Annotated in this window: 27 protein-coding genes; 2 read left to right on the top strand and 25 right to left on the bottom strand. The window is 62.0% G+C overall.

The features are described 5' to 3' along the window. Positions 1–19: 19 nt before the first annotated feature. The 4 genes from G3N94_RS01830 to G3N94_RS01845 all read right to left on the bottom strand — a co-directional run bounded on the left by G3N94_RS01830 (position 20) and on the right by G3N94_RS01845 (position 3,686). Positions 20–1,390 carry a metallophosphatase family protein gene (locus G3N94_RS01830; protein ID WP_205790377.1) on the bottom strand — a complete coding sequence of 457 codons (1,371 nt, stop codon included), beginning with the start codon at positions 1,388–1,390 and terminating at the stop codon, positions 20–22. A gap of 76 nt (positions 1,391–1,466) precedes the next feature. Continuing rightward, entirely contained in the window at positions 1,467–1,952 is a 486-nt protein-coding gene (locus G3N94_RS01835) for an NADAR family protein (RefSeq protein ID WP_205790378.1), read from the bottom strand. Between the two features lie 160 nt (positions 1,953–2,112). Next, complete coding sequence (locus tag G3N94_RS01840; protein WP_205790379.1) at positions 2,113–3,423, bottom strand: hypothetical protein; 1,311 nt, start codon at positions 3,421–3,423, stop codon at positions 2,113–2,115. After that, positions 3,420–3,686, bottom strand: a complete 267-nt coding sequence (locus G3N94_RS01845) for a hypothetical protein (protein WP_205790380.1) — start codon at positions 3,684–3,686, stop codon at positions 3,420–3,422. The genes G3N94_RS01840 and G3N94_RS01845 overlap by 4 nt, the downstream gene beginning before the upstream one ends. A gap of 621 nt (positions 3,687–4,307) precedes the next feature. Here G3N94_RS01845 and G3N94_RS01850 point away from each other — a divergent pair. Beyond that, positions 4,308–4,913, top strand: a complete 606-nt coding sequence (locus tag G3N94_RS01850) for a DUF1845 domain-containing protein (RefSeq protein ID WP_205790381.1) — start codon at positions 4,308–4,310, stop codon at positions 4,911–4,913. A gap of 58 nt (positions 4,914–4,971) precedes the next feature. Here the strand turns inward: G3N94_RS01850 and G3N94_RS01855 are convergent, their stop codons facing one another. Next, positions 4,972–5,247, bottom strand: a complete 276-nt coding sequence (locus G3N94_RS01855; RefSeq protein ID WP_205790382.1) for a hypothetical protein — start codon at positions 5,245–5,247, stop codon at positions 4,972–4,974. Between the two features lie 547 nt (positions 5,248–5,794). Here G3N94_RS01855 and G3N94_RS01860 point away from each other — a divergent pair. Further along, complete coding sequence (locus G3N94_RS01860; RefSeq protein WP_205790383.1) at positions 5,795–6,211, top strand: polymer-forming cytoskeletal protein; 417 nt, start codon at positions 5,795–5,797, stop codon at positions 6,209–6,211. 304 nt (positions 6,212–6,515) lie between these two features. On the opposite strand, the gene G3N94_RS01865 is transcribed toward G3N94_RS01860, so the two are convergent. The 20 genes from G3N94_RS01865 to G3N94_RS01960 all read right to left on the bottom strand — a co-directional run bounded on the left by G3N94_RS01865 (position 6,516) and on the right by G3N94_RS01960 (position 25,475). Then, positions 6,516–7,106, bottom strand: a complete 591-nt coding sequence (locus G3N94_RS01865) for a hypothetical protein (protein WP_205790384.1) — start codon at positions 7,104–7,106, stop codon at positions 6,516–6,518. Positions 7,107–7,118: 12 nt separating this feature from the next. Beyond that, positions 7,119–7,502 (bottom strand): Rap1a/Tai family immunity protein, encoded by a 384-nt coding sequence (locus G3N94_RS01870; protein WP_205790385.1) that lies wholly within the window; start codon positions 7,500–7,502, stop codon positions 7,119–7,121. Between the two features lie 55 nt (positions 7,503–7,557). Further along, entirely contained in the window at positions 7,558–8,094 is a 537-nt protein-coding gene (locus G3N94_RS01875; protein ID WP_205790386.1) for a hypothetical protein, read from the bottom strand. Between the two features lie 280 nt (positions 8,095–8,374). Next, positions 8,375–10,081 carry an ATP-dependent helicase gene (locus tag G3N94_RS01880; RefSeq protein ID WP_205790387.1) on the bottom strand — a complete coding sequence of 569 codons (1,707 nt, stop codon included), beginning with the start codon at positions 10,079–10,081 and terminating at the stop codon, positions 8,375–8,377. Between the two features lie 18 nt (positions 10,082–10,099). Further along, on the bottom strand, positions 10,100–10,999 hold the full coding sequence (locus G3N94_RS01885) for an ATPase (RefSeq protein WP_205790388.1): 900 nt from the start codon (positions 10,997–10,999) through the stop codon (positions 10,100–10,102). Between the two features lie 214 nt (positions 11,000–11,213). Continuing rightward, positions 11,214–11,420, bottom strand: coding sequence for a hypothetical protein (locus G3N94_RS01890; protein WP_205790497.1), 207 nt, complete (start codon positions 11,418–11,420; stop codon positions 11,214–11,216). Next, positions 11,417–12,148 (bottom strand): type IV toxin-antitoxin system AbiEi family antitoxin domain-containing protein, encoded by a 732-nt coding sequence (locus G3N94_RS01895; RefSeq protein ID WP_205790389.1) that lies wholly within the window; start codon positions 12,146–12,148, stop codon positions 11,417–11,419. Before G3N94_RS01895 ends, G3N94_RS01890 begins: the two co-directional genes overlap by 4 nt. Positions 12,149–12,473: 325 nt before the next feature. Beyond that, a complete protein-coding gene (locus G3N94_RS01900; protein ID WP_205790390.1) occupies positions 12,474–13,079 on the bottom strand; it encodes a DUF4400 domain-containing protein in 606 nt (201 codons plus the stop codon). Beyond that, positions 13,069–13,353 carry a hypothetical protein gene (locus tag G3N94_RS01905; protein ID WP_205790391.1) on the bottom strand — a complete coding sequence of 95 codons (285 nt, stop codon included), beginning with the start codon at positions 13,351–13,353 and terminating at the stop codon, positions 13,069–13,071. The genes G3N94_RS01900 and G3N94_RS01905 overlap by 11 nt, the downstream gene beginning before the upstream one ends. Further along, positions 13,316–13,828 carry a hypothetical protein gene (locus G3N94_RS01910; RefSeq protein WP_205790392.1) on the bottom strand — a complete coding sequence of 171 codons (513 nt, stop codon included), beginning with the start codon at positions 13,826–13,828 and terminating at the stop codon, positions 13,316–13,318. The genes G3N94_RS01905 and G3N94_RS01910 overlap by 38 nt, the downstream gene beginning before the upstream one ends. A gap of 10 nt (positions 13,829–13,838) precedes the next feature. After that, positions 13,839–15,707, bottom strand: coding sequence for a conjugative transfer system coupling protein TraD (traD, locus tag G3N94_RS01915; protein ID WP_205790393.1), 1,869 nt, complete (start codon positions 15,705–15,707; stop codon positions 13,839–13,841). Further along, the gene (locus tag G3N94_RS01920; RefSeq protein WP_205790394.1) at positions 15,704–17,035 is read right to left on the bottom strand and encodes a TraI domain-containing protein; all 1,332 of its coding nucleotides are present in this window, start codon (positions 17,033–17,035) and stop codon (positions 15,704–15,706) included. The genes traD and G3N94_RS01920 overlap by 4 nt, the downstream gene beginning before the upstream one ends. Beyond that, complete coding sequence (locus G3N94_RS01925) at positions 17,032–18,075, bottom strand: type IV secretion system protein (protein WP_205790395.1); 1,044 nt, start codon at positions 18,073–18,075, stop codon at positions 17,032–17,034. The genes G3N94_RS01920 and G3N94_RS01925 overlap by 4 nt, the downstream gene beginning before the upstream one ends. 11 nt (positions 18,076–18,086) lie before the next feature. After that, on the bottom strand, positions 18,087–18,824 hold the full coding sequence (locus G3N94_RS01930) for a type VI secretion protein (RefSeq protein ID WP_205790396.1): 738 nt from the start codon (positions 18,822–18,824) through the stop codon (positions 18,087–18,089). Positions 18,825–18,835: 11 nt separating this feature from the next. Continuing rightward, entirely contained in the window at positions 18,836–21,298 is a 2,463-nt protein-coding gene (locus G3N94_RS01935; protein ID WP_205790397.1) for a type IV secretion system protein VirB4, read from the bottom strand. Further along, positions 21,292–21,555 (bottom strand): conjugal transfer protein, encoded by a 264-nt coding sequence (locus tag G3N94_RS01940; RefSeq protein WP_241021517.1) that lies wholly within the window; start codon positions 21,553–21,555, stop codon positions 21,292–21,294. The genes G3N94_RS01935 and G3N94_RS01940 overlap by 7 nt, the downstream gene beginning before the upstream one ends. A 40-nt stretch (positions 21,556–21,595) precedes the next feature. Continuing rightward, positions 21,596–21,976, bottom strand: coding sequence for a conjugal transfer protein TrbC (locus G3N94_RS01945; protein WP_205790399.1), 381 nt, complete (start codon positions 21,974–21,976; stop codon positions 21,596–21,598). 13 nt (positions 21,977–21,989) lie between these two features. After that, positions 21,990–23,036 (bottom strand): ATPase, T2SS/T4P/T4SS family, encoded by a 1,047-nt coding sequence (locus tag G3N94_RS01950; protein WP_205790400.1) that lies wholly within the window; start codon positions 23,034–23,036, stop codon positions 21,990–21,992. A gap of 272 nt (positions 23,037–23,308) precedes the next feature. Beyond that, positions 23,309–24,541 carry a VWA-like domain-containing protein gene (locus tag G3N94_RS01955; RefSeq protein ID WP_205790484.1) on the bottom strand — a complete coding sequence of 411 codons (1,233 nt, stop codon included), beginning with the start codon at positions 24,539–24,541 and terminating at the stop codon, positions 23,309–23,311. Positions 24,542–24,548: 7 nt separating this feature from the next. Continuing rightward, positions 24,549–25,475 (bottom strand): hypothetical protein, encoded by a 927-nt coding sequence (locus G3N94_RS01960; protein ID WP_205790401.1) that lies wholly within the window; start codon positions 25,473–25,475, stop codon positions 24,549–24,551. Between the last annotated feature and the right edge of the window lie 64 nt (positions 25,476–25,539).

Consider the following 25,539-nt stretch of genomic DNA (forward strand, 5'->3'; position numbering starts at 1 on the left):
CACGGCTGAGTGTTCAAAGTTAAGCGGCAAACAGGTCATCGTCGAGCCAGGACAGTGACGACGACTGCGATACCGTTTCGACATGGGCTGTCGGTAGTGTCGCAACATCCTGCGACGGCCGATCGACAAGCGAATCGGCAACCTGGTCCACCGCCGGCCCCCGCAATTGCGCGACGCGGTCGAGCACGGCCGCAGCGATCGCGTCCGCGTCCCCGGTGTCGAGCAACTGCAGTCGTTCCAGCACGGGCGACGGCACAACACTGGCCAACTCGCACCAGCGCGCCACCTTGGCGTTCACCGTGAGCTCTTTGCTGATGCCTTCGGCGCGGCTGCGGACAACGGGCAGCACACGCGGCTCCAGCTTCAACCCCGCCGCACCAGCAAACATCGCCTCGATCGCCTTGCGGTCGACCAGTTGCCGGTGCTCCTCGTCGATCTGCCAGCGAACCCGCACGAACTTGCCGGCCGATTCGGCAGCAAGCGCCGCAAGCTGCTCCGCGTCGGGCGGGCCGTCGAACTCGAGATAGACCATCTCGCGCGACGGCGTCGCGACCAGCTGCGACGTCGCGCCATCCGCCGAGACATCCCAGACCAGGTAACCCTTGTCGCCCTCCTCACCGTAGTGGAAGCGCCCGATCGAACCCGGATAGCCAACGCGCCGGCCGGCAAGGTTCCAACCCTGAGCTTTGTGGATATGGCCGAGCATGAACGCGGCACACTCGGCGTCGAACAGCGCGCCGAGGCTGAATTCATGGTCGAAGCCCGCCATCGTGACGCCGTGCTCGGTCGTGCACCCGTTCACCGTCCCATGCGAGATGCCCACCGTCCGAATCCCCATCCCGCGGAATCGGCGATTGAGCCGGCCCGCCGCAGACAGATAGTCCGACAGAACCTCGCCAAGCGATGTCGACGCCGATAACGCGCCAACTTTCAACGCGAGATCGCCCTTGTTGATGGTTGGCAAACAGGTGAACACGGCGTCCGGATTCAGGCCCATGAAATCGAGCATGTCCTTCTCGGAAAACACGGGCCCGGTGGATGCGCGGAACTCACCCTCGAACAGTGCCACCTGACAGATCCGATCCGCCACAAACACCGGATAGCGCGCGCCCATCAACGCAAAGTTGTCGAGCGTGCCGGGCGGCTCGTGCGAGAATGTGCCCTGCAGCATGATCACGGGCATCGCATCGGCGAGCCGGTGCACCTGCGTCGCAAGCGCATGCAGTGCAGGCGCGTGCGCATCGAGCCGATGATCGGTCGAGTCGCCCGAGACGACGCCGACACGTGCACCACGCGCGATCGCATCGTCCACCGCGTAGCTGAAACATCGGTCGGCCTCGGCGAGGTTTTCCGGCGAGTAGTGCAAGTCAGAAAAATGCGCGATTTCCATCGTTGCCTCCATAATGAAAAATGGCCGCCTCACGGCGGCCAACAATTAATGAACGCCGACACCCGGCGAACGAGAATTACTGCGGGAAGAGCACGTCGCGCACCCGCATCAGCGTCTTGCCGAGCAGGTTCGACCCCTGCCAGTTCGACGGATCCGCAATGCGCGGATCAGTTTCACCGAGGCCGACGCCCCAGATGCGGTCGTACGGGCTCGCCTCGACGAGCGTGGTCGTCCCCATTTCCCGCAGCGCCACTGCGAGATCCGCGTTTTGCCGAAATTTCTCCCGGCAGCCGACGAACATGATCGATTCGCGACTCCGTTCCCAGGCGACGTTATCGAATCCGCGGACAACGCGTCCAAGACGTTTATGCTCGCGCGGCGAGGAAGCCGCGAGGATCTGCGACGCGGTGGCGAGGTCCTCGAACAGCATCGCCTTCGCGTACATCACGAATTGTTCGGTGCACGTGAAGGTAACCCCGTGATACGTGAAGAGACTTGGATACCAATTGCTCAGTACGTCGATGGCGCCAAAGAACGCCGTGATGTTGCCGATCCGGCGCATACATTTCTCCGAAATGGATAGTCAAGAGATGGCCGCTTGCGCGGACTGGTTCGATGCGTCAAGGACGCGGTCGAAAGCACTTGAGCAAACTCACTTTGCTGAGATGCTCTCCGCTGAAAAGAACACCAGCCCCGAAGGGCTGGCGAAATGTTGATTGCCGTTACCGCTTGTTGAACGTCTCGACAGCCTCTGCGATCTCTCGGTCGAGGACGTCCGGTGCGTCGATCGCGGCAATCAGCCTTGCGATCATGACGTCGACGTCTGCCGACCGCTCTGTCCAGCCACGCCCGAATTTCCCGTGGCCGTAGATGCGGAAGTGGTCGCGACGACCGTCGACGTTGAGACGAAGCCGCTGCAGCAGGTCCTGTAAACGATCCCGCTTCTCCTCAATGGATTCCGGAGGCGGATCACCGAAGTCGACGCGTGGTGTACCGTCGACATGCGACGGGCCTGCTTCGTCATCGAACATCGATTCGCCGCTTGCTTCGGACGGATGAAGCGAAATGACCGTGCTCCCCGCGCCGAGCAGCGCGACCGCACTCTGGGCCGCTTCGATCGCCGGCGGCGAGTCATCCGCGCCATCCAGCAGCGCCCCGATGTCGATATCGGCGTCGAGGACCGTCAGCATCTGCGGCTGGCGAACCGGCTCGCCGTTCTCGTTGATACGCGTGATGTCGAACTCCCGCTTCGACAGCCAGAAACGCGTGCCGGTGAGCTTGCCGCGCGCCAACTGAACGGTCTGCATCGCCGCGTAGGCCTTCTGCAGCACGTAGATCGAGTTGGTCGGTAGTTCGATCAGCCCAAGACCCTTGATGTCGGGAATCGCAAATACGAAATGCGCGGTGAGGTTGCATTGACGGGTCTGGTACTGCGGGCACTGCTCGGGATCGCAGATGCCGTCCGCAATGGCCTCGTCCTGGCGCAAGATCACATCGCGGCCACCGAAATGGCGCGTGACGCGCTGGGCGCGGGGATCGTGCTGGGCTTTCGCGTAGGTCTTGCAGTACCGAATGCCGTCCGGCCCATACTGGGAGAAGAACTTCCGGCCCGACGTGCCCCATGAGGCCATTTCGTTCGGGAGGTTCTGCATCCAGTCGTTGAAGGCGAATAGCACCGGAAACCGGTACAGGCGCAGCCCCTGCCCGCGATCCTCGCCGTACAGATTGAGGATCTCGTCGGCGACGTCCGGATTGTTGAAATCCGACCGACGGCAGGTGAAATAGTCGACATTCTTCGGCGCGAGCGCGTTCCGAAGTTGGCATTGCGATTCGATCGCCTTGCCAATCGTTTCGAACGAGTCGCCTGCGGCGACTATCGTTTCGTAAAGCTTCACCGCCTTCGGATTCTGCCGCGCCTTGGAGGTGAGCACCTTGATACCCGGCCGGATTCGCCCGATCACGGGAGGGCGCATGGCCCGTTCCTCGACCACGCTGCGCGCGGGACCGCCCAACATACTGACAACAGCATTCATGATGGTTTCCTTGCAAGAATAAAGATCGCCTGAGTGCGCAATGTGCTGGCCGACTGCTCCAACTCACTGGCTGCCGCCTCTCCGCGGCGTTCGGTGATGTGTGAAAGAAAGATGCGGCGCTCGGGATCGCTGTACATCGCGACCTGAGCCACCTCGCACCGCGCACGCCAGGACGGCGACGCGGAATCTGCGGTTGCACGCTCCTCGGCGATCGTGTTGCTGATCACTGTGGCGATGCGCGCGTCGAGACGGTTGGGAAGCATTGGAACCTCCGGGACAGAACGAAACGGCGAAAAAAAAGCGCGTTCCCCGGTCGAGGAACGCGCTTCTTGGATTCGGTGGAAATGACCCAAGCACCACGTCCCTTCTGGGGACGTGGTGCTCAGGGAGCCGGTCGGCTCATATCGAGGACGTTAAGCCGTCCTCGCGCAGCATGGTCACGCCGCGCAACTACCCATTTTCGGAATTTCCATTCCGCCGCAGGATCACGGCTCAGTCGGCTACAGTCGTTCTACCCAAACTCTGGTCTGGAGAGAGACACCCGATGTCCGGGCTCGAACGACGTCGCGGCGCAAATGAATGCGGCCAGCAACGAATTTTATGACTGAAAAAGGGGGAGCGCGGGCGAGGCGCTCATCAGCAGAAGATTCCACACCAGTTGCCAACTGGTCGGAGCATGCCCGATGGCACTGCTTATACAGAAGATGGACTTCGGGCTTCGAAGTCTAGGTCGATGCGTCGTTGACGCGAGAAGTAGAGTCAGTATTGCGGAAAATCCCGCTCGCAATCCCCGAAAAGCTCGCGAAAACAGACTAGCTTTTGCGGCAAATTGTTAAATCGGGTTCCCTCACAATCATCGGTGAGAGAGACCACCCGAAAAAGCCATGGCCGCTGTTCTTGATTTGCCGCCGGACCCCCATGAGGAACCGTCCGTCGCCCCTGCACACCCCGTAGACACTCCCGCCGAGCCGGCCCCATCGGCGAGCGGTTTGAAGCCGATCGAACGCCTTACCAGTGACACGCGAATCGCGCGGATCATCCCGACGTCCGATTCGACCACCGTCCTGCGGTACAGCTCGCAATTCGCTCGGAATTTCATTCGCGGCGACTACAACTTCTGTGCGTCGAAAATTGCCGTCGCGCGCGGCGGCAAGACGCGGGCACTGGAAGTAGCGTTGCGGGACGCCTCGGAATGGCTGCGCAAGGCGATCGAGTGGGTGGAGAAGCACAACGCACGCAAGGTCGGACTCCCTCACGAGCGCATCGAACTGCAGATCACGCGGCCGCTCGCTGGCCTGCTGGTGCGCTGCCTCACCCAGTACGATCGGCTCTTCGTCTCGACGATGGAGGCACTGCTCGCCGAGAAGATCACCGCACAAGACCGGGCGACGATCCTCGCCAACGCCGAGGGGCGCATCGAGCGGATCGCCCGGATTTGCGAGCCCGACAACGACCAGTACGACTCCGACGGCTCGCGTCGCGAGCAGTAACGCGATCTCAGCCTTTCGAACGTAGTCTGCCGATGCACTTGACTGTGCCGGCAGCGGGTTACGCTCGACCAGACAATTGAGGGGATACCATGGACATACGAGAAATCGAGGCCCTGCACGCGCAGTACGCGTCGCAGCCCATCGTGATCGACATCACCGGGCACGTAAAGGCAATGTCGGCATTGCCGGCACCCTCGCGGTCTGCCAGCGATCGGTCGCGGGCCGCGCGCATCACGCGGTATGGGCGAATCGCCAAGCCCGCATTGATCGCCTTCGCGGTTGCGATGGTGGTGGGCGCTGGCGGCATGAGCGCCGCGAAACTGTGGCGGGCCATGCATACCCCGGCCCCGCACGCCGCAGTGGCAGTGGTACCGCCCCGCCCGGATTCCGCGCAAGGCGCTCCAGTCTCACCTCGCCCGCTCACCTCGGCTGACCCCGCCGGAGAGGGCAAGCCAGTGGCCGAGGGAATGGCGAAGGTCGATCCCCGTGAACTGGCCGCGCACTCGAGCGAAGCCCCCGCTGTTGCCCCAAAGGCAGCCCCGTCGCCTGCCAGTGACGTCGAGCAAGCCGAAGCATCGCCGATTCGTGTACCGCGTCGAGCGGCTCCGGCCCAAGCGTCGAATGGCGCAGCAGCCGCACCAGCGACTCCGCAGCCGCAGACCCAGGTCAATCGAGCGCCGGTTCGACCGCAACCGGACACGGAATCTACCGCGCAGCTGCCCGCGCCGCATCCCGTCCGGCATATCGCACCACGCCGACACGTGGCACCCAAAGCGCAGCCGGACGCGGCCGCCGCACCTGCAGCCGCACCGGCCCCCACGTCCAAGGCCCCGGCAGCCGCAAAGTCCGGCGACGTTCAAATATTCTGATCGAGGTCCCGCATGAAAACCAAATCGCTCAACGTCACGCTGCTCGCAGCAGGCGCAGTCATCCACGGCGACCTGATCCTCGACCACGGCGTCAGTGCATTCGCGCTGATTAACGGCAGTATCGTCTCGACCGCCGGCCTCCTGCATATCGGGCAGGGTGGCATGGTTAAGGGGCAACTTCAAGGCGAATACGTGCGCATCGACGGCGCAGTCGAAGGCGACGTGCACGCGCGCGAAATGCTGGAGATTAACGGGCGGGTCAAGGGCAACGTCTATTACTGCGGCACAATCCGGCTTGGCCCGAAAGCCTCGCTCGATGGCAAGATCAGCCGCGTCGCGCGCGAACTCGTGATCGAAAACACCGCCGAACCGGTGCAACAGGTCCCGCCGGCTGAACCGGTCGCGCCCATCGCTGTGGCAGCGGTTTAACCGCCACGCGGGAGAGTCTCAAATGCGACTCGGCCGCCGGGTGGCGGCCGACGTAGTCGGGAGATAGATCAGTCGTAGGGTGACAGAGTGTTTGCAACGGTGCACGCTGAAAATCAACGACTTACGTTTAGTCGCGCCACAGGTGCCCGGGCGGGCGCGTCAGAGTTCGTGCGACTGGCCTACTTCCGCGCCAAAGTTGTAGCATTTCGCAGTACGCGATTGGCCGTAGCCGACCCAAAGTGGAGGTTTGCAGTTTGACAAAGCAGTCTTTCAAGAATGTTGAAGCAGAGACGCGAGCGGCATCCTATCGACGCGAGTCGGCTCGTGCGACCAGTTGGACCTCTGCATTTGCGACATTGGGCTGCTTGTAAAGGTTAAGGCGCTCTGGTTCGGCTTGTGCCAAGGCAAAGAGGGCTTTGCCGATTCCGGCTATGAGCTTGCGGAGGAGCGTTTCCAGCGGTCTGCATTGCGCCGCCTCAATGTAGAGGGATTCAGTGAACTGAAGCAGGGGCAAGGAAATGAGCGAATCTTCAAGTGGTTGATGCGTTGAGGCCCTGAAGTGCATAAGTTGCTCGTCCGAATGCGCAATGACCTTTCGGCGAAGGCTGAGCATCGCCTCCTTCAGTCGTGTCTCTTCCGGATTGAGCTGTAATCCGATTGCTCTTAAGCCAATGGTGGTCTGCCCCCTCGATGGTTCAAATGGTCTTGCAAACGAGATGATGAGACTAGCCTCGTAGCAGCGGAATTTGCGAAGCTCCACACGATTGTATCTGGCCTCAAAATCGCACTCTTCCATGAGGAACGTTAGGGCCGAAAGAGCCTGCTGAAAGTCCCACGTCGAATAGATGAGGCGATGGAGTTGACCATCGGTGAGATTGGGCGGTGGTTCAAGCATGGCTGCTTCCGTTTATCGCATTTCGGCTATAGGATTACCGGTTTTATTGCATGCATCCTTCATGGCCGCAAGCACGATCCACGCCGCCCCAGATCCCCATTGTTCGGGGTGGTCTATCATGTACTTTTCGACAATGGCCGTTGCCTGTGCGGTGTTTAGTCCGAGTTGCAACGAACATTTTTGAAGGTTGCCTGCCAACGGGATATTAGCGTTCGCCATCAACGGCGAAGACAGCAGGCCATCTAGAACCCCCGCAACATAGCGCTCACGCTCAAGCGGCGAAAGCGCTTGGTAGCTGTTTCCCGTGTAAAAGCCGTTGGGGACAACCACACGCGCAGGATAGGCCGCCGTGCATGCCCCTGCCAACATCAGCAACCCCACAAACGCCTTTCTCATTGTTTTCCCCGATCGTGCTGCGGTTTGCCCGCGCTGGAAGTTTACCCCACGGCTGTCATTCGGCGGACTTGCGCAGATACAGGAGATCCGCATTAGCGACAGGGTGGCAATCCGCATGGTATGCATGGAGTTCTCTATCGAGCGCGGCTGCGGTGGGATCGTATTCGTTGGCGGGGATGATGCTCTCACAGTCTTCGAACGGCGCCCCATCTTCGGCGTCGATGATATCCGTATCACATGGAAGACCGATAGACGAGCGCCGCCAGACATAAACGGAAAGGGCGGACTGTTGGTCTATTTTCGGGAGTATCCAACCCATACACACGCCGGATAACAGCAACACCGGCGAGCGCGCTAGCGCCTGCTCAACATCGCGCCGGAGCTTAGGCACCTGGAGCTCATTGAAAAATGCGCCCTTATTTTTGTTTACATAGGGGTCCACGTCTATTGCCGGGTGCCCGAGTACCCAACTGGCTATCGCCGCCATGGTGGTTTTGCCCGCTCCGGTGCAGCCATCGAACGTCACTATCCCGCGTTCGACCGTCCTAAGCCGTTCCAGTACATCCGCGACGCTGCACACAGTCCGATCCATCGAAGTGATCTTGCGGTTGTTGTCGTGGCCCTCATATTACCGTCTAGACCCAGAACTAGCGCCGTTGCATAGTTCGGACGGGTGACGGGGGGGCGGGTCTCTCAGCCGCCAACCCGATGCATGGTTGCGGACATCGACCATCGGCTGACGCTCCCGGTTCACTGACCGGTCTAAGGGCTCGCCATGGCGTGCATCCGCAATCAACGTAGGCCAGTCGCACCAGCTCCGTCGCCGAGTCGCAAAACGGTGGCGCCAGTCGCACTTACTCTGACGCCCTACGTCAGTCGATCTTCGATTCGATCACAAACCGGGAAACCGGGTTTTTTTTGATGGTCGAGATAACGAGGCTGTCCCGCGCGCGCGTCATCGCGACATAGAACAGGCGACGCTCTTCCGACTCCGGGCTCTTTTCATCGGGCACCACGCCCTCTTCTGCCCGGCTGATCCACACGTGATCCCATTCCAGGCCTTTCGAGCTGTGCATGGTGGTGAGCACCAGCGCGCCGTCGACGGGCTTGTTGTTGTCGCGCTTGAGGAAGTCGATACGCTCCGAAAACAGCCCATTCAAGCGGCTGATCACGTCGTAGGTGCCCTGAATGGCGCGGATCGCCTGATCGCCCTTCGCGTAGCCCATCATCCACTCGAACACGCCTTCGAGCGCGAGCGAATAGAATTCGCGCTCGCAAAGCGATTGCCACTCCGCCAGTCGCTTCATGAACCCCCGGTATGCCGTGGCCGTATCGTCCGCGAGCCCGAGCGCGACCAGATCCTTCTTCTGCCGCTGCACGAAGTCTGCGTCCATGTCCCGGTGCAACGCGGCCAGATCGGGCGAACTCATGCCCATGTGGGCCAGCACCGCGTCGACGCCGTTCTGCTTGCGCCCCTCGACTATCTCGAGCAGGTTGCACATCAGCGCGCCCTGCGGGCGATTGAGCACCGAGCTACCCGATGCACGGTAGTACCGCACGCCATGCGATCGACATACCGCCTCGATCGGATCGAGAATGCGGTTCGTGCGCGCGAGAATCGCGCATGACTTGCCCGCGGTCAGGCGCGGCTGCAATGCCTCGACGGCGGCCACCGCATCCGCATACTCGTCATCAAACCGCTGGCTGCCAATGCCGCCCCCTTCGCCGCGCTCTGCCCGTAACACTTTCGGGATGCGGTCGGCGTTGTTGCGGATCACCCTGTCGGCAGCCGACAGGATCTCGGCCCGGCAGCGGTAATTGCTGCCAAGCACGATTTTCTGCGCCTCGAAGGTGCCGGCAAAGCTCTCCATACCGCGAAAGCCGAGCGCCGCGCGGAATCCGTAGATGCTCTGGTCATCGTCACCCACGACGGTCACGTGCGCGCCGGCGCGCGCATGCAATTCGACCCATCGGTATTGCAACGGATCCGTGTCCTGAAACTCGTCGACGAGCAGATCCGTGAATCGGTACGGGCGAATCTCGCTGCTTTCCATGCCGGCGACCGAAAGCCGCAGCATGTCCTGGAAGTCGATCTTGCCGTTGCGTTCGAGTGCGTCCTGATAGGCGCGATATAGCTGCGCCTCGGTCGTGCCGGCGTCGACCTTTCCGAAATTGGTCTTGATGCGCTCGATGATCGGCACGGCCTCTTCGACTTTCCATTCGAGGCCCAACTCCGTGATCACCCGCGCGAGCATCCCGAGGCGGTCGCCATCGGAGGCTATGTCGCGACGCGGCCGGCCGGGTTGCCCCAATTGGCGGAACGCCAACGAGTGAAATGTGCCCGCGATGAGCTGTCGCTTCGCGTCAGGCCCCGCCACGGCCAGGATCCGGTCGCGCAACTCCAGCGCGGCATCCTTGCTGAAGGTCACGGCGCCGACCACCGCGGCCGAATCGGCGAGCAGCCTGGCCGCTTTGGCCGCAATCGTTTTTGTCTTACCCGCGCCCGGGCATGCTATCGCGAGACAGTGGCGGCGCAGGAGTGCCACCTCGCGCTGTTGGGGATTCAGTTCGTCGAGCATAGCACTCACCTGCTCGGCTTACCGGCCGCGAACCGTCGTCATCAGCCGCAGGTGCGTCATGTACCCCCGCAGGCCGATCGGATGGAACTTGCGCAGGAATCGCGCGGTTTCCTCGTCGACGTCCGACTGGTCGCGCAGACCGTTCCAGACGAGGAAGTCGAAGTGGTCCATCACCTGGTCGAACTTCATGATGAGCGTCAGCAGGCGATAGGAAAAGCGCGTGTACGCCTCGACCTCCACCGACAGCGACGGCTTCGTGACCGTCGGGGAGAACACGACCTCGCCGCTCTCGCGCATCGACGCTTCGGATTTCTGGCGATACTCGCGTGCGACCTCCAGCTGCTCGCCGACATACGCTTCCAAATTCTTCAATTGGTTGTCGAGATACGTCGTGACGACCTCCTGATCCTCCGCCCCGAAGGTCGACCGGCCGAATCGCTGCATGTTGATGCTCATCCGGTTCAGGTACGGCCACCACTGTTCGAACAGCGGCTTCATGCGAGTGTGGTTCAGGCGAACCTCGGCCGTCACAACGGCGGCGCCCGACAGCTGCCGGCTCATCAGCTCCCGGCCGATCTCGCGGCGGCGCAGGACAATCGCGGCACGCTCGGCCGGCGACAGATCCTTGAAGAGCTTGCGCGTGCGCGCAACCTGCTCACGTTTCTCCTGCACCTCCGCGTCACTGATCATCCCCTCTTTGTGCAGCGTCGCGGCGGCGGTTTCCATTTCGACCAGCTCGCGCTCGAGTTCGCCATCATCCGCGCCGTCGGTCGTCGGCAGCGCGGGAGTATCCGTCTCGCCGGTGGCAACGACGCCGGCGCCCGCCGTCTCTGCATCGGCGGGGACGTGCGGTTGAGTGGTCGCGAGCGTCTCGGTTTCGCCATCGAGGACGGGCGTCGCTTCGTTGATCGTGCTCATTGGGAGGGCTCCTTGTTGGTTGATCGTCACCGCACGCGCGGCATGCGACTATTTTTGCGACGACTGGGAACCTCCGTGGCACCGAAACGTGGCCGATTTTGAGGGGCTTTTGGGACCGTCGTACGCGCGGCGGGCGACGAAATTAATAAAGCCGCTCAACCGGTTGAGCGGCTTCAGGCAGAAAGCTCCAGGTTTTTAGCTAGCTTTCCGTCCTTCACGTGCGTGCGAACTGGCACAAGCCGGTCATCTCCTGGATGTCCGTGAACCAAGCATCGACGTTCTGGTAGTCTGCGCGATCCACCCTTAGGGTGCCAAAGTAATTGCGACTGACACAACAGTTGTGGGAATGGCGGGGCGTGTCGAAGACGATCGGTGCGACGCTGAGCATCAGTCGGACGGTGTCTACGTCGATCTCATTCATTGCGGCTTGAGTGTCAGCCGACCGTTCTTCGTTTTGTTCGACCATCGTTTCCCGGCGCCAAGACGGTCTACATGCTTCTGAAGGTCTTTTGCCCATGAAAAATCGGCTTCAAGGCCGAGGTCGCGCACGAGCCTTACAACCTTCACGCGTTTGCAGTGGCTCAAAAACTCGTCCAGCACGTCGGAGCGGATATTACGCAAGCCGACCATCAGGTTGCTCGCCTCCTCCATCGACTGGCCCTTCCCGATATCGCTCGCGAGCTCCAGGATGGCCCGTTCAGGCACAGAGACCAGCACTCCGGGATCGCCGGCCGGAAGGGGTTTCAGGCCCTTCTCGTAGGGAAAATCGTCGTCGAACAGGGTTGTAGTCTGGTACGAGTAGCTCAGGTGTTCCGCCACCCACGGAGGAATGCGGTACGACTTCTCTCCCCATAGAACTACCTTTTCCCGGAAGGCGATATTGTGGTGTACACCCTGCCAGGCAAGGGCTGTTTTGCCACCAACATGAAGGCCGGGTATGCATCGGCTCAGATAGGCGATCGAGCCATCTCTTGATGGCGTGTCGCCGGTCAAAAGGTAGACCCCCTGCGAGAGACGCTGCAGCCAACCGGATTTGACCATGTGCGCTGCGAGCGCGGCGCTCACCCCCATGTCCCTGAGCATGTCGGAATCGATCGGGTGGCTACGCCGGGTTTCTTGCAGAAGCCGCTGGACTGTCTTGTTGCTCATCCCGGGAACTCGTTTGCGTTATCTGGCTGCAGTATATACGGTTAACATTTTATTATCTGCAATTTTTTAACGCACCAATCGAATCGCCGCCTTGGCAGCTACCTTGCTGAAGACGCGTTGCTTTCCTGCCGAAATCCGATCGGATGTCTGAGATTCAGCGAATAAATAACGCGAACTATGAAGGGCGCATGCATTTGCGCCGTGGCGCCGTAAGGTGTTTGCCATGCGGCCCGATCAACTGCCGATTCCACTTTCGTGTGCATCATGCCCCCGATCGTAAGGACCAAAGTCCACGACTGCCATTTCCTGTTTTCCGATGAATCCGTTACTGGTATGAAGACGCCGCATGCCAGAGCAGCCCACCGACGCACGCGGCGGCCACAATCCAGTACGGAGCCAGCACCGGGATCGGTAGGATGAGGACCGCAAAGGCGGCACCGAACACGGTCAACAGGCCGTGCGCGGCCAGATGGAAGGAAACCGGGCTTGCGTAGCCGGCCGCGGCCGCCCGGATCTTTCGACGCACGACGCCGTCGGTGAACATCGCGGCCGCAAAAACGAAAGTACCGAGGATCCAGAGCTTCATCACCGTGGCCCGGTAGACCGCGCGGTAGACCAGCCGCCAGAAGTTGTGTGCCCAGGTATGCGCGAAGCCGGACACTCCGGCGTCGTTGATCGTCCCATCCCGCGTTCCGGCCATCGTCGCGCGAACGATCCCCGTCTCGACGAAGTAGCGCCGGAAGATGCCATTGGTCGAATCGACGGCCGCATCTGCCCGATCTTCGCCAACCGTCGCGACGACAGAGCGCGTCTCCGCCGCCGGGATCACGAACAGCGCTTGATCCGGCAGCACCGGCATGATGATCCCGGCAATCAGCGGCACGAAGAAGAACCAAACCTTGCCGTGCTGGAAAAACCGGCTACCCGCCATGTCCGGCTCCCCACAAACTCATCAGCGCCATCGTCGCCCGCACCAGCAGGTAGACCGGGAACGCGACCAGTCCGGCCGATCCGACATAGAAATGGAGCGGCCGCCGTCGAATGAACATCGCAAGCGCATAGGCCATCGCCTTCTGCCCGCGCGCGAATTCCGCGGGCACCGGCGCATCGGGCTCGTCCTGCGCGGCCGCCGTGCTGATCGCGCGGCGCGCGACATCCCGATCGACCCTAGCGAGCGTCGCTATCAGAGAAGGTGTGAGCGACATCGTATTCCTCGAAATAGAGCCGAAAGTTCTCGCCGGTCAACGCGCGCGCCGCCAACTGAAACGCCGCGGAGCGCTGGCTGATGTTCTCCGGGCACCGCTCGTCGACCATTTCCTTGGTGAGCGTGGCGTGCCGCGCCTCGAACGACGGTATCGGCTCGAACATCGGCGACCAGACGTGGTACCGCTCGCCGTCGCGCGCCACATAGCGGCGCGCATACAGCAGGTGCGCGGGTATGAACAGACCTTGCATGAACGCGACGTGCGGCGACCCAGTCTTGCGCACGCGCTTGAAGCCTTCGAGCCCCTCCGTCAGCATCTCCTTGACGAGCGATTCCGACTTGCCGATAAAATTTTCGCCGATGAAATCGGCCACACGCGTGCACGCCAGCTCAAGCTCCGGGGCCAACGTGAAAACCGGCATCAGGCGAGCCGACAGCTTGTGATCGCGGATGATTTTTTTGAATACGGCAGACATGCGTAGGTTTTCAGCCTTTTAGGATTGGAATACGGCCCTGATACACCGATGCGCCCGAAATCCGCATGAAATACTGCAGGTTCGGAAGCCCGTGGATCAGGCGGGTTGGGATCAGCGGCACCTTCTCCAACTGGAGCGAGCGGGTGACCGATCCCGTAAATTCACCGACATGCGCCTCGCTGCCCGTACTCGTGCTGCTCGACATCACGAGATTGCGAATCGCGGTCTCGCCGACCTTGTCGGAGAACCACTGAGCAGTGTCGCTGTCCTCCAAGCGTAAGATGATCTGGTTGTTCAGATTCCCCAAAACCTGCAGCATTTTGGCGGCATTTCCCAGTCTGGCTTCGAGGTCGGCCCGCGCCTGGAACGCGACGAACGCCTTGAAGCCCGCACCGCGGCCCTTGTTCAGAACCTGAATCACCTGCTCGTTGATGGCCTCGGCGATCTCGTCGATGATGAGCACCACTTCCGGCGGTGAGGCGTAGAAGTTGTAGATCGAGCCACACACCGCCGCGACGTCGGCGAGGATCATCGACGCGATCGCCTTCTGCACGATGTTGTTCGATAACGAGTCGAGGCCCATGTACAGCACGGCCTTCTGCTTAATGATCTTGTCGATGTCCCAGATCTCGCGCTCGTCCTCGAAATCGTCGGCCTTCGGTGCGAGCATCAGCCCTGTTTCGCCGGTCGCGAGCATCTGCAACAGCGGCAACGCCGACGCGATGATCCGCATGTAGTGCTCGCGATCGTGCGTTTGCGTCGCGATCAAGCCGTCGATGGTTTCGTGGCCCTGGTCCAGCGTCGCGAATCGCGCCTGATAGAGCGAGATCATCCCGTCGATGCGAGACACGCCGGGCTTGTTCGCCATCTTGACGGTATCGGCCGCGACGAGCGTTTCCCAATCGCTCAACCCTCGTTCGATGAAGAAGCGCTTGAGCGCCTTCTCCAGCAGCGTGGTGATGCCCGACTGCGCATACTTCAGGATCGACCGCAGCGTCGGCTTGTCGCCGATATACAGCTCACCCTTGACGGCGCGGTCGATGAACAGGAACGCGAAGTCCCGAAAGGGCCCCTCCTCCATCAGCTGCGCGATTCGGCTCGGGATTTCGGACGGCTGGCTCCAGTTCTCGATCGGATTGAGGCGAATCGACTCGGACGGCTTGGCCTGATTGAAGTAGAGGAACTTGCGACCGGCGCGCGCGCACTCGCGCTCGACCCGCTCCTTCCATTCCTTGTCGTTCTTCGGATCGACGATCAGCAGCACGTCGCCGAGGTGAATCACCTGTGTCGAAATCACCTCGTAGGTGCGAGTCTTGCCTGCACCGGTCGTGCCTCCTACCAGCGTATGGCCGCCCATCGCCTTGTAGTGGAACGGCACAAGGCCCTTCTTCGGCTCCATCCCGTGAATCCAGGACGAACCTTGGGGCATGCGGTCCCGGATGCTGTCTTTCGGCGCGAACAGTTGCTCGATGAGCGCTTCCAGCTTTCGGCCCGGCTCGGTTTTCGGCAGCCACGCCGGCAAGCTCGGGATGTCGGTGGTCGGCATCCGCAGGATGTCGTGCGCGATCTGGCAATGCTTCTGCGTCCACTCGTAACCGATCCCCAGATACATGGAGCTCGCCTCTTCACGCATACGCTTCTGGATCGCGAGCAGCTTAGGCACCTCGAGCGTCGTCAGCCACTTCGTCGAAATTGCCATGCGAAACTTCAGTGCGCGCCAGACCTGTGACGATCGGAGTGCCAGCACCGCGAGTCCGAAGAGCGCGAACGCCCATCCATATGGCATCCCGGAGAACGGCAGGATCGCGATCGCGAGCAGCCAGCCGATCACTGCGCGAAACTCGTAGATCGGCCGGAAATGGTTGATGTAACTGTTCACGAGTTACGCTCCAGAATTAGCTCGCCGGCGCGGGCGGCGATCGTGATTTCCGTCGGTTCGTTGCCGAGCAACAGCGAGCGCCGCCGTAAATGCTCGATCAGCGTGTCGCTCGCGACGCCGTAGCTTCCGATCAGGCGCTTCGGCAACACGAGACCCATGTCGCCCCACTGGACCTTGGCCTTGCCCTTCTGAACGTCCTGACGTAGTGCGCGGAATAACTCAACGATCATGCGCGGTGCACCCTTCAGGACCTCCCCGAACGCCTGCGGGGGCGGTTCGGTCTTCCCGGGTGGCGGACTGGCCACGGGCGGGCCGACCGGGTTCTCGCGGGGATTCATCGGGGTAGCCGACGGTTTGTTGGGCCGTCTGTCAGGGCTCGTGTCGGGTGGCGGGTCAGGTGTTGGGTCGGCTACCACCGCCTGCCCGTCGCCATTCATGGCCGGCGCGGTCGCCGTGGGAATGGCGGGTTGCGGCGCGTCGGGTGGTGCAGCCATGTCGACGTCCGGCGCGATGACCGGCGCGGCCGTGCCCCCACCCGGCGCGTGCGCCGCCGGCTTCGGCTGCGCTTGCACCGGTGCAAGCTCTCCCGCCACGTGGATCGCGGACGGCACCTCGAATTGGACTGGCGCGAACACCCCACGCTGCGCCTTGCGGTCGAACTCGGCCGCCGTCGCCACCGCCTGACGCACCACCTTGTGCGTCAGCGATTCGGCATCCTTCGGGCTCAGGTTCGGATTGATCGCCCCGAACACCTCCGCCAACACTTCGGCATCGAGGCCGGCGAGCAGCTCGCTGCCGATCAGCACTTGCGCGAGCATCCCGGTGCGCATCCGCTCGATCGGAAGCGGCGCCGCGCGACGGGCGACGCGATACGATTCGGCACCCAGCCAAGGGCCGGCCGGACCGTGCACCGGCGGGTTCCACGCCTGATGGTCTGCGCTACGAACGAACTCGAAATGCCGAAAGGGCTCGTCAAGACGCGAGCAGATCGCGGCCAGAAACACGCCATAGTTGTACTGCGGCTCTATCCGGCGGCGTTTTTCGGACGGCAGGTTGGTGCCGAACTTCTGTCCGCCAGCCAGCCGCATCGCGTAGAACGCCGTCTCGATCGTGCATCGGAATGCTCCTCCCGGCTCGCGATACAGGTCCGGGCTGAGCGGAACGGACGAAAACCAGTCAGCGCACCTCGCCATCAGCGCGTACCACTTCCGCGCAAACTCGTCCTTCGTGGCCTCGTTGGCACATTGCTCGATCAGGTCGATGCGACGGTCAGCCAGTTTGAGCAACTCGGCGGCCGAAAGCGGTGCATGCAAGGTGGGCGCGGTCAAACCAGGCCCTTCGTCGCTACTTTCGCGAGCTTACCCAAGGCCGCCCCGCTCGCGTTCGCGCCGCCGCCGAACATGCCGGCCATCTTCGGGATTTCGAAGGCCAGCAACAGCATGAAGATCGACAGGTCCATCACCTTGCTTGCCGCCAGCGGCGTCGTTAATCCATTTTGGGCCGCGGTGGTCACCGCCTCGAGGATCGTCGCCGTCACCAGCTTTTGCATGATCGCCGCGACAACGACATACATGCCCGCGCTGATCATGTAGTCCAGCCAGGTCTTGAAATAGCCGCGCGTAAATTCCGAAAACCCCAGCGCGATCGCCAGCTGGCCCATGACCGTCCCGATCGCCATCTGGATCAGGCCGATATTGATGTAATAGACGAACACGATGGCGGCGATCGTGAGCACGAGCCACGCGCCCACCAACGGGATGACAGCGGCAAACGTTGCCGGGTATTCCCACCACGACGCCCCCTTGAACGACTGGATGAATGCGTCGAACAACTGGCCGCCGGCGCCAAACATCGCACCGACCACGCTCGTCATATCCGTGCCACTGATCTTCTGCGACAGCGACACAAACCATCCGTAAAATCCGGGCGCAAAGGTCTCGAAGCCGAGATAGAGCGACGCGAAAATCCCGAGAATCGCGAGTTCTTCGAATGCCGCTCCCCACGCCGCCACGGGGTCGCGCGTCGCGGCAAAGCGAACGCCCGCGAGCACGATCGTGATGACCGCGAGGCCACCCGCCGCCTTGTCGGATTGGTCGCGGATCGTCTGGCTCACCGTGACGGCGGCATTGATGATGTTGCCGAGGAATCCGCTGATCGTAGCCAGCGCTTGCTTGCTGCCCTGAGCGATTTCGCCTGGCGCGACCGTTGCGCCGGTACCGCCAGCCGCGCCCTGCGTGGCGGGCGGCGTCGCAATATTGACGCCGCCGGCGCCGATGAGCATGTTGTCGTCAGCCCGGCTGGACACCGGCACGCACACAAGCATCGCCACCAGCATGAGCAGCCCGAAGTGGAACCATCGCGTGATCATCGCGCCCGCCTTTACTTCGGTGTATAGCCGTAGGCCGCGCGCTCGGCCTGCTGCTGCTGGATGAAGGTCTGGGCCGCCGCTGCCCGCTCCTTCTGGTCCTGCATCGTCTGCGACTGCTGTTGCGCATCCTTTTGTGCCTTGGCCGCATTCAATTGCAACAGGTCGGCGTTCTGGCTCGTCACGATGTCCAGATAGTGCGTCGTGATCTCCGCCGTCGCCTGCGCCGTCGGCGACAGCGACAGTTGAGACTGCAGATCCTGCCGCCGCTTAGCGAGGTCGTTCGTGTGCTGCATGATGTCCGAGCCCATCTGGAACAGGTTGCGCACGACCTTGTCGTTCTGCTGATACAGCGTATTCATGTCGGCAAACCACTGCTCGTTGGTCTTACCCGACCGGCTGATCAGCGTTTGCACTTGCGAGACCCACTGACCACCCTGCTTGAGGTCGCCGTAAAGGCCGTTGAGCGTGCCGACCAGGTTCGTTACCTTGGTGATGTCACCGGTGATCTGGTCATACGCGGCCTTCCATGCCATTGGATTGAGATCCTTTGCCTGCAACAGCTGGTTCGCCATCATCTGGTACTGGTAGAGGATGTTGGTGTTCTGGTAGATCTCGCCGCGCACGGCCTTCGCCGCCGTGACGACGTTCTGGCCAAAGTTCGTCGGGTCGAAGACGACCATGGCCGTGGCATGCTGTGCTGTGATAAGGGACGCCGCGACGACGGCGGCACGGAGAATGCGCAATTTCATGGAGTCACGTTTCAGTCGAGAGTCAACATTTCTTGGAGGTACGCTTCACGCCAATGCGGCGAACCAGAGTCATAGTGCTTGTCGAGCACACGCTGCGCCGCGCCGTCCGCGCGCAACACGGCGAGCACTTCCTTCGGGAACTGCGCCTGCAGCATCCGCGCATGGTCCGGCGTCACCCACAGGTAATCGCGGTTCGGTACCGCGTCGGCAATCATGTCGATCAGGTCATCGGTCAAACCGAACACGTCGCGATACAGGTGCTTGTTGTTCCGTGCGTCCCGGTTCGGCAGGAAGAAGAAGTTCGGAATGTTCTCCTTGAGAATCTCGAAGTTCTTCACGCGCGCAAGCTGCCCAAGCGACTGGGTCGCCATCACAAGCGTCCCGTTCAAGCCCCGGATCGTGACAGCCCAGAGTTCGAGGCGCTGATAGAAGCGCTCGTACTGGAAGAAGAAGCCGCACTCTTCGACCTCGATGATCGTGAAGCGCTTGCCGTCCAGCCATTGCGAGATGCGATAGAACGCGTAATCCATGAACAGAGCGGCCGCGACCGGGTATTTTTCAAACAGGTCGCCCATTTCGATCGCGATATCGTCCGATAGCGAAAACGCATCCTCGACGTGATCGAAGAAGCGACCGTTTTTCTCGCCCTTGGTCCAGATCTGAAGCCGCTCGCGCAGCTCGATCGGCAGGAGAGTCGTCAGGTTCGAGAGGGTCCAGAATTCCTTGGTGTAGCCCTCGCCCAGCGTCGCGACGGCTTCATAGATCGTGCTTTGCTGCTGAGGTGCGCAGCGGAAATCTTCGTCCTCGATCGCCATCTGCACCCACTCCGCCACGTAGGTCCAATGCCGCTTGTCCGCCAGCAACGATAGCGGGTTGACCGGCGTCGCCACGCCAAAACGACCGGTTGCGTCGACAAAGCGACCGTCCGCCATCACGGTAGGAATCCGGGTCGAGCGATTCTTGTCGAACTTGATCCGACGTGGCTTGTGGCGGCCCGACTGCGACACCAGAAAATTCAGGAAGATCGTCTTACCTGCACCGATGGGGCCAACCACAAGGGCATGCGACTTGCCGCCGGGCTGATGCAGAGTCACACGCTGAAGGGTTCGGTGACGCGTGGGCAGCACGGTCAGCGGTCCGGTCTGCTCGCCTGTCTGTTGGGTCAGCCATTCGTTGACCGCATTGCCTTCCTCGACGCCGCGCAACGGCGCAATGTCCGACACGGCCGGCGTCTCGACGAACTGCAGTCGCTTTTGCTGATCCCATCGCCCGGGCATCGTGGAGGCCCACGCCGCGGCGAGATTGCGCGTCTCGACAATCACCCCGAAGCCCGCATTGCCGATCCGGCCGACCACTTCGCGGGTCAGGTCGTCACATTCCGCGATCGTGTCCCCATAGACAACTACCGAGATATTCGCGAAGCCATATTGCTGGCCGTCGGCGATCAATTTCGCCAGGGCTTTCTCAGCCTCGTCGGCGAGCATTTCCCGACCTTCGTCGTTCTTCTGCTCCTCCTTCGCGAAATAGGATTTCAGTACCGCGACCGGATTGAAGGCGGCGACTTTGTAGAACTTGCGGATCTTGTCGATGTACGCCTGCGCCTTGCTCGTCGACAGGAATCGAAACATCACGCAGACATCGAGCTCGGCATCGACGTCGGCCAGCACGTCGAGCGCGGCCTCCTGAAAGCCCATCCACTCTTTCACCGACACGATCTTGGCGTAGCGCGTTCCGTACGCCGACTCGAACATCAGGTGCTCTGCGCCATATGTGACGAAACTCTCGGTCAGGTGCGTGTCGAGCATTGTGACCGGGTAGCGGACACGGCGCGGCGGAACCGATGGATTGGCGGTTTGGTGCAGGAACGCCAGCGCATTCTGAAGCTGGAGGCGCTTCATCTTGAGGCGCGTAACCCCGCCCTTGAATGCGTCCAGAATCGACTCGAAGCGCTTGATGTCGGCCGTGACCCGCTCCATGTCGAACGAGAATGCGCTGCGCGCGAACAGCATGTCCTTCACGGTTTCCCAAATGGCGAGCGGCACGGCCTTGCCACCCACGGTCATGTGGTAGGCGATTTTCTCGAAGATCTTGTTGATGCCCGTCTCGGGCGTGAATGCCAGCGCAAGCGAATGCGTGTTGCGGAAGAACTTGCCGCTGCTGACATGCGCGCGGTTGATCGCATCGACCCGCTCGTCGATCGCATTCGCAAACTCGCCGTCGATCTCCCCTTTCACGCGTCGATGGGAAAGCCGCCACCACGCGGTCACGCGATGGTCGAAGTTCCTGCACGCGTGGTCGAGGTTGTCGCGTGCGGCGGAAATGTCCGAGGCGTTCGGACTATCGGCGTCAACGCCGCTGAAGGTATACACGGCCAGCAACGAGCCATCCTTGTCGAGGATCAGCTCGGGCGTCACCATCGTGGCCCACGGCGCGATTTCCTGCACCGGGCCGCGCTTGACGGACTTGGTCAACATGGCAAATCCTGATCGAAACCGTACGGACGTTTGAATCGAACCGAGAACCGGGCGGTCGGCAGCGGCTCGTGGACGTCAGGGAACCGGTTGTAGATCACCAGCACATCCTTCCACCACGGATCGCGCGTCGACAGCCACCGCAACAGCCAGTGCACGCCAATCCCGACAATGAGGAAAGTCGGCGTCATGCTGCTGTAGCAGAGCAGCGCCGTCAGGGTGCCGTTGGCGATGGCCAGGCCCCGGTCTGCCCCGCCCATCTGGCGGGGCAGCGACAGCGAGCGGCTCACCCGGGTCGGGTTACGCACAGGTGTAGTTCACGTGGAGGTGGTCGCGCACGATCGGCACCGCGCAAGCGGCGATACCCAGGCCCACGAACACCGACGAAAGCATCTTGCCGATGTTACTTTCCGAATTCGCGATGGCGACCGCGCCGATGATGATGAGCACGATGCCGATGGTGTACAGCCACGCTCCGCTGACGTACGACGAGATCAGGCAGATCAAGTCGGTCGCCGCGCCGAGGCTGGTCATGTCAACGGCGTTCGCGGCCGGCGCGGCGCCAGCGAGCGCCGCCGCAATCAGTGTCGAGCGCAGTTCGCCCCGCGCAAAGAGTGCACGCGAGCTGGCGGCCACTTTCTCGCGCAGGCGGTTGAGGAGAGCTGGTTTTTGCTTTTGCATTGGATGACTCCGGTTAGAAAACACGCTTGAGGACGTAGTCGCCGTCCTTGAACCCCTTGATTTCGAGCACTTCAGAGATGTGCCGCAGCTCGCCGGTGCGGCGCATGTGGATCACATAGTTGAAGCAGTCGGCGATCGCCTTGCGCATGTCGGCGAGCTCCCACCGACTGCCGGTCGGGATGCCGAGCATTGCGAGGCTTTCGAGACGGCCCAGTGCGCCGCGCGCGTCGTTCGAGTGGATCGAACCCATCCCGCCGTCGTGGCCCGTGCTGAGCGCCTGGATGAAGTCGTACGCCTCCCCGCTGCGGACTTCGCCGACGATGATCCGGTCGGGGCGAAAGCGCAGACAGAGCGCGACCAGCACTTGCGTGGTGACGCCCTTGTCGGGGTTGGACAGCAGCCGGACCCGATTGGGCGCGGTCAACTTCAACTCCATCGTGTCTTCGATCGTGATGACCCGCTCATCGGGCGGGATCTCGGCATTGAGCGCATTGAGCAGCGTCGTTTTGCCTGACGACGTGCCGCCGGCGACGAGCACGTTGCTGCGCGAGCGCACCATTTCGGCCAGTGCGTGCCGCAGCGCGGTGTCCTGCACATCGGGCGGAAACAGCGCGCGCTCGACCTCGCACCGCGCGTGGACTCGCGAAAACGCGCCCATCTGGACGTAGTCATCGAGCGTCAGGTGCTTCTCGCGGTGCTTACGGATGGCCAGCGCATGTCCGTCGATGGCGGTCGGCCGCATGACCGCGGCGATCCGCAGATTCTTGTGCCCACCGTTGATGATCCCCTGCGAGGTCCCGGCCTTGGCCGACTTGTCGACCGACGCCGCCAGCGCGTGAATCGCGCCCTGCAGCGTCGCCTGGTTGAACGTGATGTCGAGGCGGCGCATCTCGCCGCGCGACTCGACCCAGACGTTGTTGAAATCGTTCACCATGATTTCGGCGACGTCCGGCGCTTCGAGCGGCTCGACGAGCGGCTGCAGCGACGCGAAGAACAGATTGACCGCGTTCTCTTCGAGCGGTCGAACCTTGAGCAGAGGGTTTTCGGCAGTGTCGGACATGCAGCTATTGTTCAAGCTGCACGATCCGGCATCGGACTGAAAGAATGCCTAATTTTGGTAGCTTTCGCGGCTGTCCCGACGCCCCGTTCAGCGACGATTGAACGCTCGGCCAGTTCAACCGGATGAGCCTCTTCAGGCGGAAAGCTCCACAAAAACGTATCGCTTTTGCGGTTGTCTCCCCCCGCCGCCCGTGATTGGTGTTTCACGTGAACAAAAAAAATGCCCGGTCACGAGGACCGGGCGGGTTGCAGAAGGTGGGCGCGAACGCGCGTTCAGCAGATGACTTCGACCGATTCACCAAACGGCGCACGCCTGGCACGATAGAGCGGCGTGGTCGACGCCCAGAGCACCGGGAAGGCGGGCGCGTCCGTCGGGAAACGGCCATCCATGTCGGTCAGGTAGACCAGGAAAGCCGGATCAAACCCCTCCGCCGCCACGCGTCGGAAGGGATCAACGAACGACGTACCGCCGCCTCCCTTGATCGGTGCGAGAACGACCGGCTCGCCTCGCTCGAACACCTGCAGCTGCGTGACCTGCGTGTCGCAATCCATCACGATCAGCCGGCGCGGGCGCACGGCATCGCTCACCGCCGCGATCTCCGCAGCAAACTGCGCCTGCGTTTCATCCCAGACCGAGCCGCTGGCGTCGCGCACGAACACCGCGTCGCCTACTGCCGGCTCATTCAACGACGGCAGATACAGCCCCGCGTGCAGGTAGCGACGGTTCGGCACGGTCCACGTGTAGTCGGACGGCGCCGCGTCCTGCGCGAACCGATGCAGGAGCGAGCGCCAGTCCACGACCGGCGTCACCGCCTGCTCGACCGCCGCCTGTAGGCCGCCACCAAACGAGCCGCGTGCCTGGGCGGCTTTCGCCGCCTGCAGCACGGCCACCTTCCACTCGGCTTCTTTCGTGGCCTTGTCCGATCCGGTGTACTGGCGGACCTCGCCGAACGACGGTGCGCACTGATCGGCTGCGTCACCGGGCGCGCTCGACGGCTGCGAACCCGGCGAATCACCCGGCTTCCCGGACGGCGGATTGACGGACGAATCACCCGGCTTGCCGTCACCGGGCTTGCCGCGGCCCTGCTTCGCTTTCTGCCGCGCTTCGTTCAGCCGCATGCCGTAGATTTCCTCGGCCGACCGGCCCTTGAATCGTGGGTCGACCAGACCGCCGGGCGGCAATTGCAGCCCGGCATCCAGCACGATCGGATTCACGGCATAGTCGCAGGCTTCGTTCCAACCCTCATGCTCCCGGTGGCCCTGTCGCCAGCAATGTCCGTTCGCGACGTGCCATACCTCATGGGCAAGCACACCGCGAATCTGCAGATCGGGCAGACTTGCGGCGTAGGTCGGGTTGTAGCCGACCTCAACGCTGTCCGTCCAGAACGTCTTGCAGGTCGGATCTTCGACCAGCTTCAGCCGACAGGCCAACGCCCCGAGAAACGGGTGGTCGAGCACGAGCGCGGTGCGCTGCCTCTTGATGCGTTCATGGAGGTGGAGATCCATAGCCGCCTCATGCCGCAAAGCGCAGCGGCTGCAGTTGAGCCGACTGGCCGACAACCTGATCGGTCATCGGCGACGGTGCACCACCCATGAAGGCAGCCATCAGCCCCTCGATCTCCGTCGCCTTAGCGGCGACTTGCGATCGCAGCACACTGGATTCCTTCAGATCGGCACCCGTATGCGCGGCCAGATGCGTCTTGGCCTGCGTGAGGATGTGCGCGAGCTTCGGATCCTCGGTGAAGTTCAGCTTCGGCAGCAGATCGCACAACTCGCGCACGTGGTTCGCCACATCGAGTCGGACGTTGTTCGACGAATACAGGCGGTTCGCCATCGTCGACACGGCCTCATACAGACGGCCGACCAGATCGTTGTTCGCAGTCTGGATCGACGCGAACGCATGCTGGTCGATTTCGGTGCGCAGGCTCGTCAACACGTCGTTCGGCAGATCAACACCAAACTGGCTCGCGTCCGGGAATGGCAGCACCGACAGCTTGACACCGAACTTGCCGGACAGCTCGGCCAACGACGGATAGTCGGCCTCGTTGTACAGCGTGTTCATCTCGTCGCGCGCCCGTGCCTTCAGGTCGAGATAGTCGGTGAGGAACACCGACACCGCGAGATCGAACTCGTCTTTCATCGCGCGCAGTTTCTCGGCCGTCTCCATGTAAATCATAGTCGGCAGAAGACGCACACCCAGCTGGTCGTACTTCAGCGTCCGACCGTAGTAGTAGGAGCGGATGCGGTTGCCGATCGACACCACCTCGGCAAAGCTCGGCGCGTGCTCGGGCAGCAAGCGCTTGTTGAAGCGCCCGATGCCGCGCGCCTGGTGGCTCTTCTCGACTTCCTCGGTGACCTTCCCGTCGTAACGACGAGCGACCCACGTGGAAATCGTGACGGACGACAACATGACCTTCGACTTCAGATCGGTGATGTTCATGGAAAGACTCCAGATAGAAAGAAAATGGATGAGGCGAAAAAAACCACGGCGCGCGCGAGCGGGC

Source organism: Burkholderia sp. Ac-20353, assembly GCF_017104785.1.
Lineage (GTDB): Bacteria > Pseudomonadota > Gammaproteobacteria > Burkholderiales > Burkholderiaceae > Burkholderia.

Excerpts from the sequence above, each read along its gene's own strand:
- G3N94_RS01830 (WP_205790377.1), bottom strand. The coding sequence starts at position 1,390 with ATGGAAATCGCGCATTTTTCTGACTTGCACTACTCGCCGGAAAACCTC.
- G3N94_RS01835 (WP_205790378.1), bottom strand. The coding sequence starts at position 1,952 with ATGCGCCGGATCGGCAACATCACGGCGTTCTTTGGCGCCATCGACGTA.
- G3N94_RS01840 (WP_205790379.1), bottom strand. The coding sequence starts at position 3,423 with ATGAATGCTGTTGTCAGTATGTTGGGCGGTCCCGCGCGCAGCGTGGTC.
- G3N94_RS01845 (WP_205790380.1), bottom strand. The coding sequence starts at position 3,686 with ATGCTTCCCAACCGTCTCGACGCGCGCATCGCCACAGTGATCAGCAAC.
- G3N94_RS01850 (WP_205790381.1), top strand. The coding sequence starts at position 4,308 with ATGGCCGCTGTTCTTGATTTGCCGCCGGACCCCCATGAGGAACCGTCC.
- G3N94_RS01855 (WP_205790382.1), bottom strand. The coding sequence starts at position 5,247 with ATGGCCCGCCACAGTTTCGCGGCGCTCATGCCGCCAGCGCCCACCACC.
- G3N94_RS01860 (WP_205790383.1), top strand. The coding sequence starts at position 5,795 with ATGAAAACCAAATCGCTCAACGTCACGCTGCTCGCAGCAGGCGCAGTC.
- G3N94_RS01865 (WP_205790384.1), bottom strand. The coding sequence starts at position 7,106 with ATGCTTGAACCACCGCCCAATCTCACCGATGGTCAACTCCATCGCCTC.
- G3N94_RS01870 (WP_205790385.1), bottom strand. The coding sequence starts at position 7,502 with ATGAGAAAGGCGTTTGTGGGGTTGCTGATGTTGGCAGGGGCATGCACG.
- G3N94_RS01875 (WP_205790386.1), bottom strand. The coding sequence starts at position 8,094 with ATGGATCGGACTGTGTGCAGCGTCGCGGATGTACTGGAACGGCTTAGG.
- G3N94_RS01880 (WP_205790387.1), bottom strand. The coding sequence starts at position 10,081 with ATGCTCGACGAACTGAATCCCCAACAGCGCGAGGTGGCACTCCTGCGC.
- G3N94_RS01885 (WP_205790388.1), bottom strand. The coding sequence starts at position 10,999 with ATGAGCACGATCAACGAAGCGACGCCCGTCCTCGATGGCGAAACCGAG.
- G3N94_RS01890 (WP_205790497.1), bottom strand. The coding sequence starts at position 11,420 with ATGAATGAGATCGACGTAGACACCGTCCGACTGATGCTCAGCGTCGCA.
- G3N94_RS01895 (WP_205790389.1), bottom strand. The coding sequence starts at position 12,148 with ATGAGCAACAAGACAGTCCAGCGGCTTCTGCAAGAAACCCGGCGTAGC.
- G3N94_RS01900 (WP_205790390.1), bottom strand. The coding sequence starts at position 13,079 with ATGGCGGGTAGCCGGTTTTTCCAGCACGGCAAGGTTTGGTTCTTCTTC.
- G3N94_RS01905 (WP_205790391.1), bottom strand. The coding sequence starts at position 13,353 with ATGTCGCTCACACCTTCTCTGATAGCGACGCTCGCTAGGGTCGATCGG.
- G3N94_RS01910 (WP_205790392.1), bottom strand. The coding sequence starts at position 13,828 with ATGTCTGCCGTATTCAAAAAAATCATCCGCGATCACAAGCTGTCGGCT.
- G3N94_RS01925 (WP_205790395.1), bottom strand. The coding sequence starts at position 18,075 with ATGATCACGCGATGGTTCCACTTCGGGCTGCTCATGCTGGTGGCGATG.
- G3N94_RS01930 (WP_205790396.1), bottom strand. The coding sequence starts at position 18,824 with ATGAAATTGCGCATTCTCCGTGCCGCCGTCGTCGCGGCGTCCCTTATC.
- G3N94_RS01935 (WP_205790397.1), bottom strand. The coding sequence starts at position 21,298 with ATGTTGACCAAGTCCGTCAAGCGCGGCCCGGTGCAGGAAATCGCGCCG.
- G3N94_RS01940 (WP_241021517.1), bottom strand. The coding sequence starts at position 21,555 with ATGGGCGGGGCAGACCGGGGCCTGGCCATCGCCAACGGCACCCTGACG.
- G3N94_RS01945 (WP_205790399.1), bottom strand. The coding sequence starts at position 21,976 with ATGCAAAAGCAAAAACCAGCTCTCCTCAACCGCCTGCGCGAGAAAGTG.
- G3N94_RS01950 (WP_205790400.1), bottom strand. The coding sequence starts at position 23,036 with ATGTCCGACACTGCCGAAAACCCTCTGCTCAAGGTTCGACCGCTCGAA.
- G3N94_RS01955 (WP_205790484.1), bottom strand. The coding sequence starts at position 24,541 with ATGGATCTCCACCTCCATGAACGCATCAAGAGGCAGCGCACCGCGCTC.
- G3N94_RS01960 (WP_205790401.1), bottom strand. The coding sequence starts at position 25,475 with ATGAACATCACCGATCTGAAGTCGAAGGTCATGTTGTCGTCCGTCACG.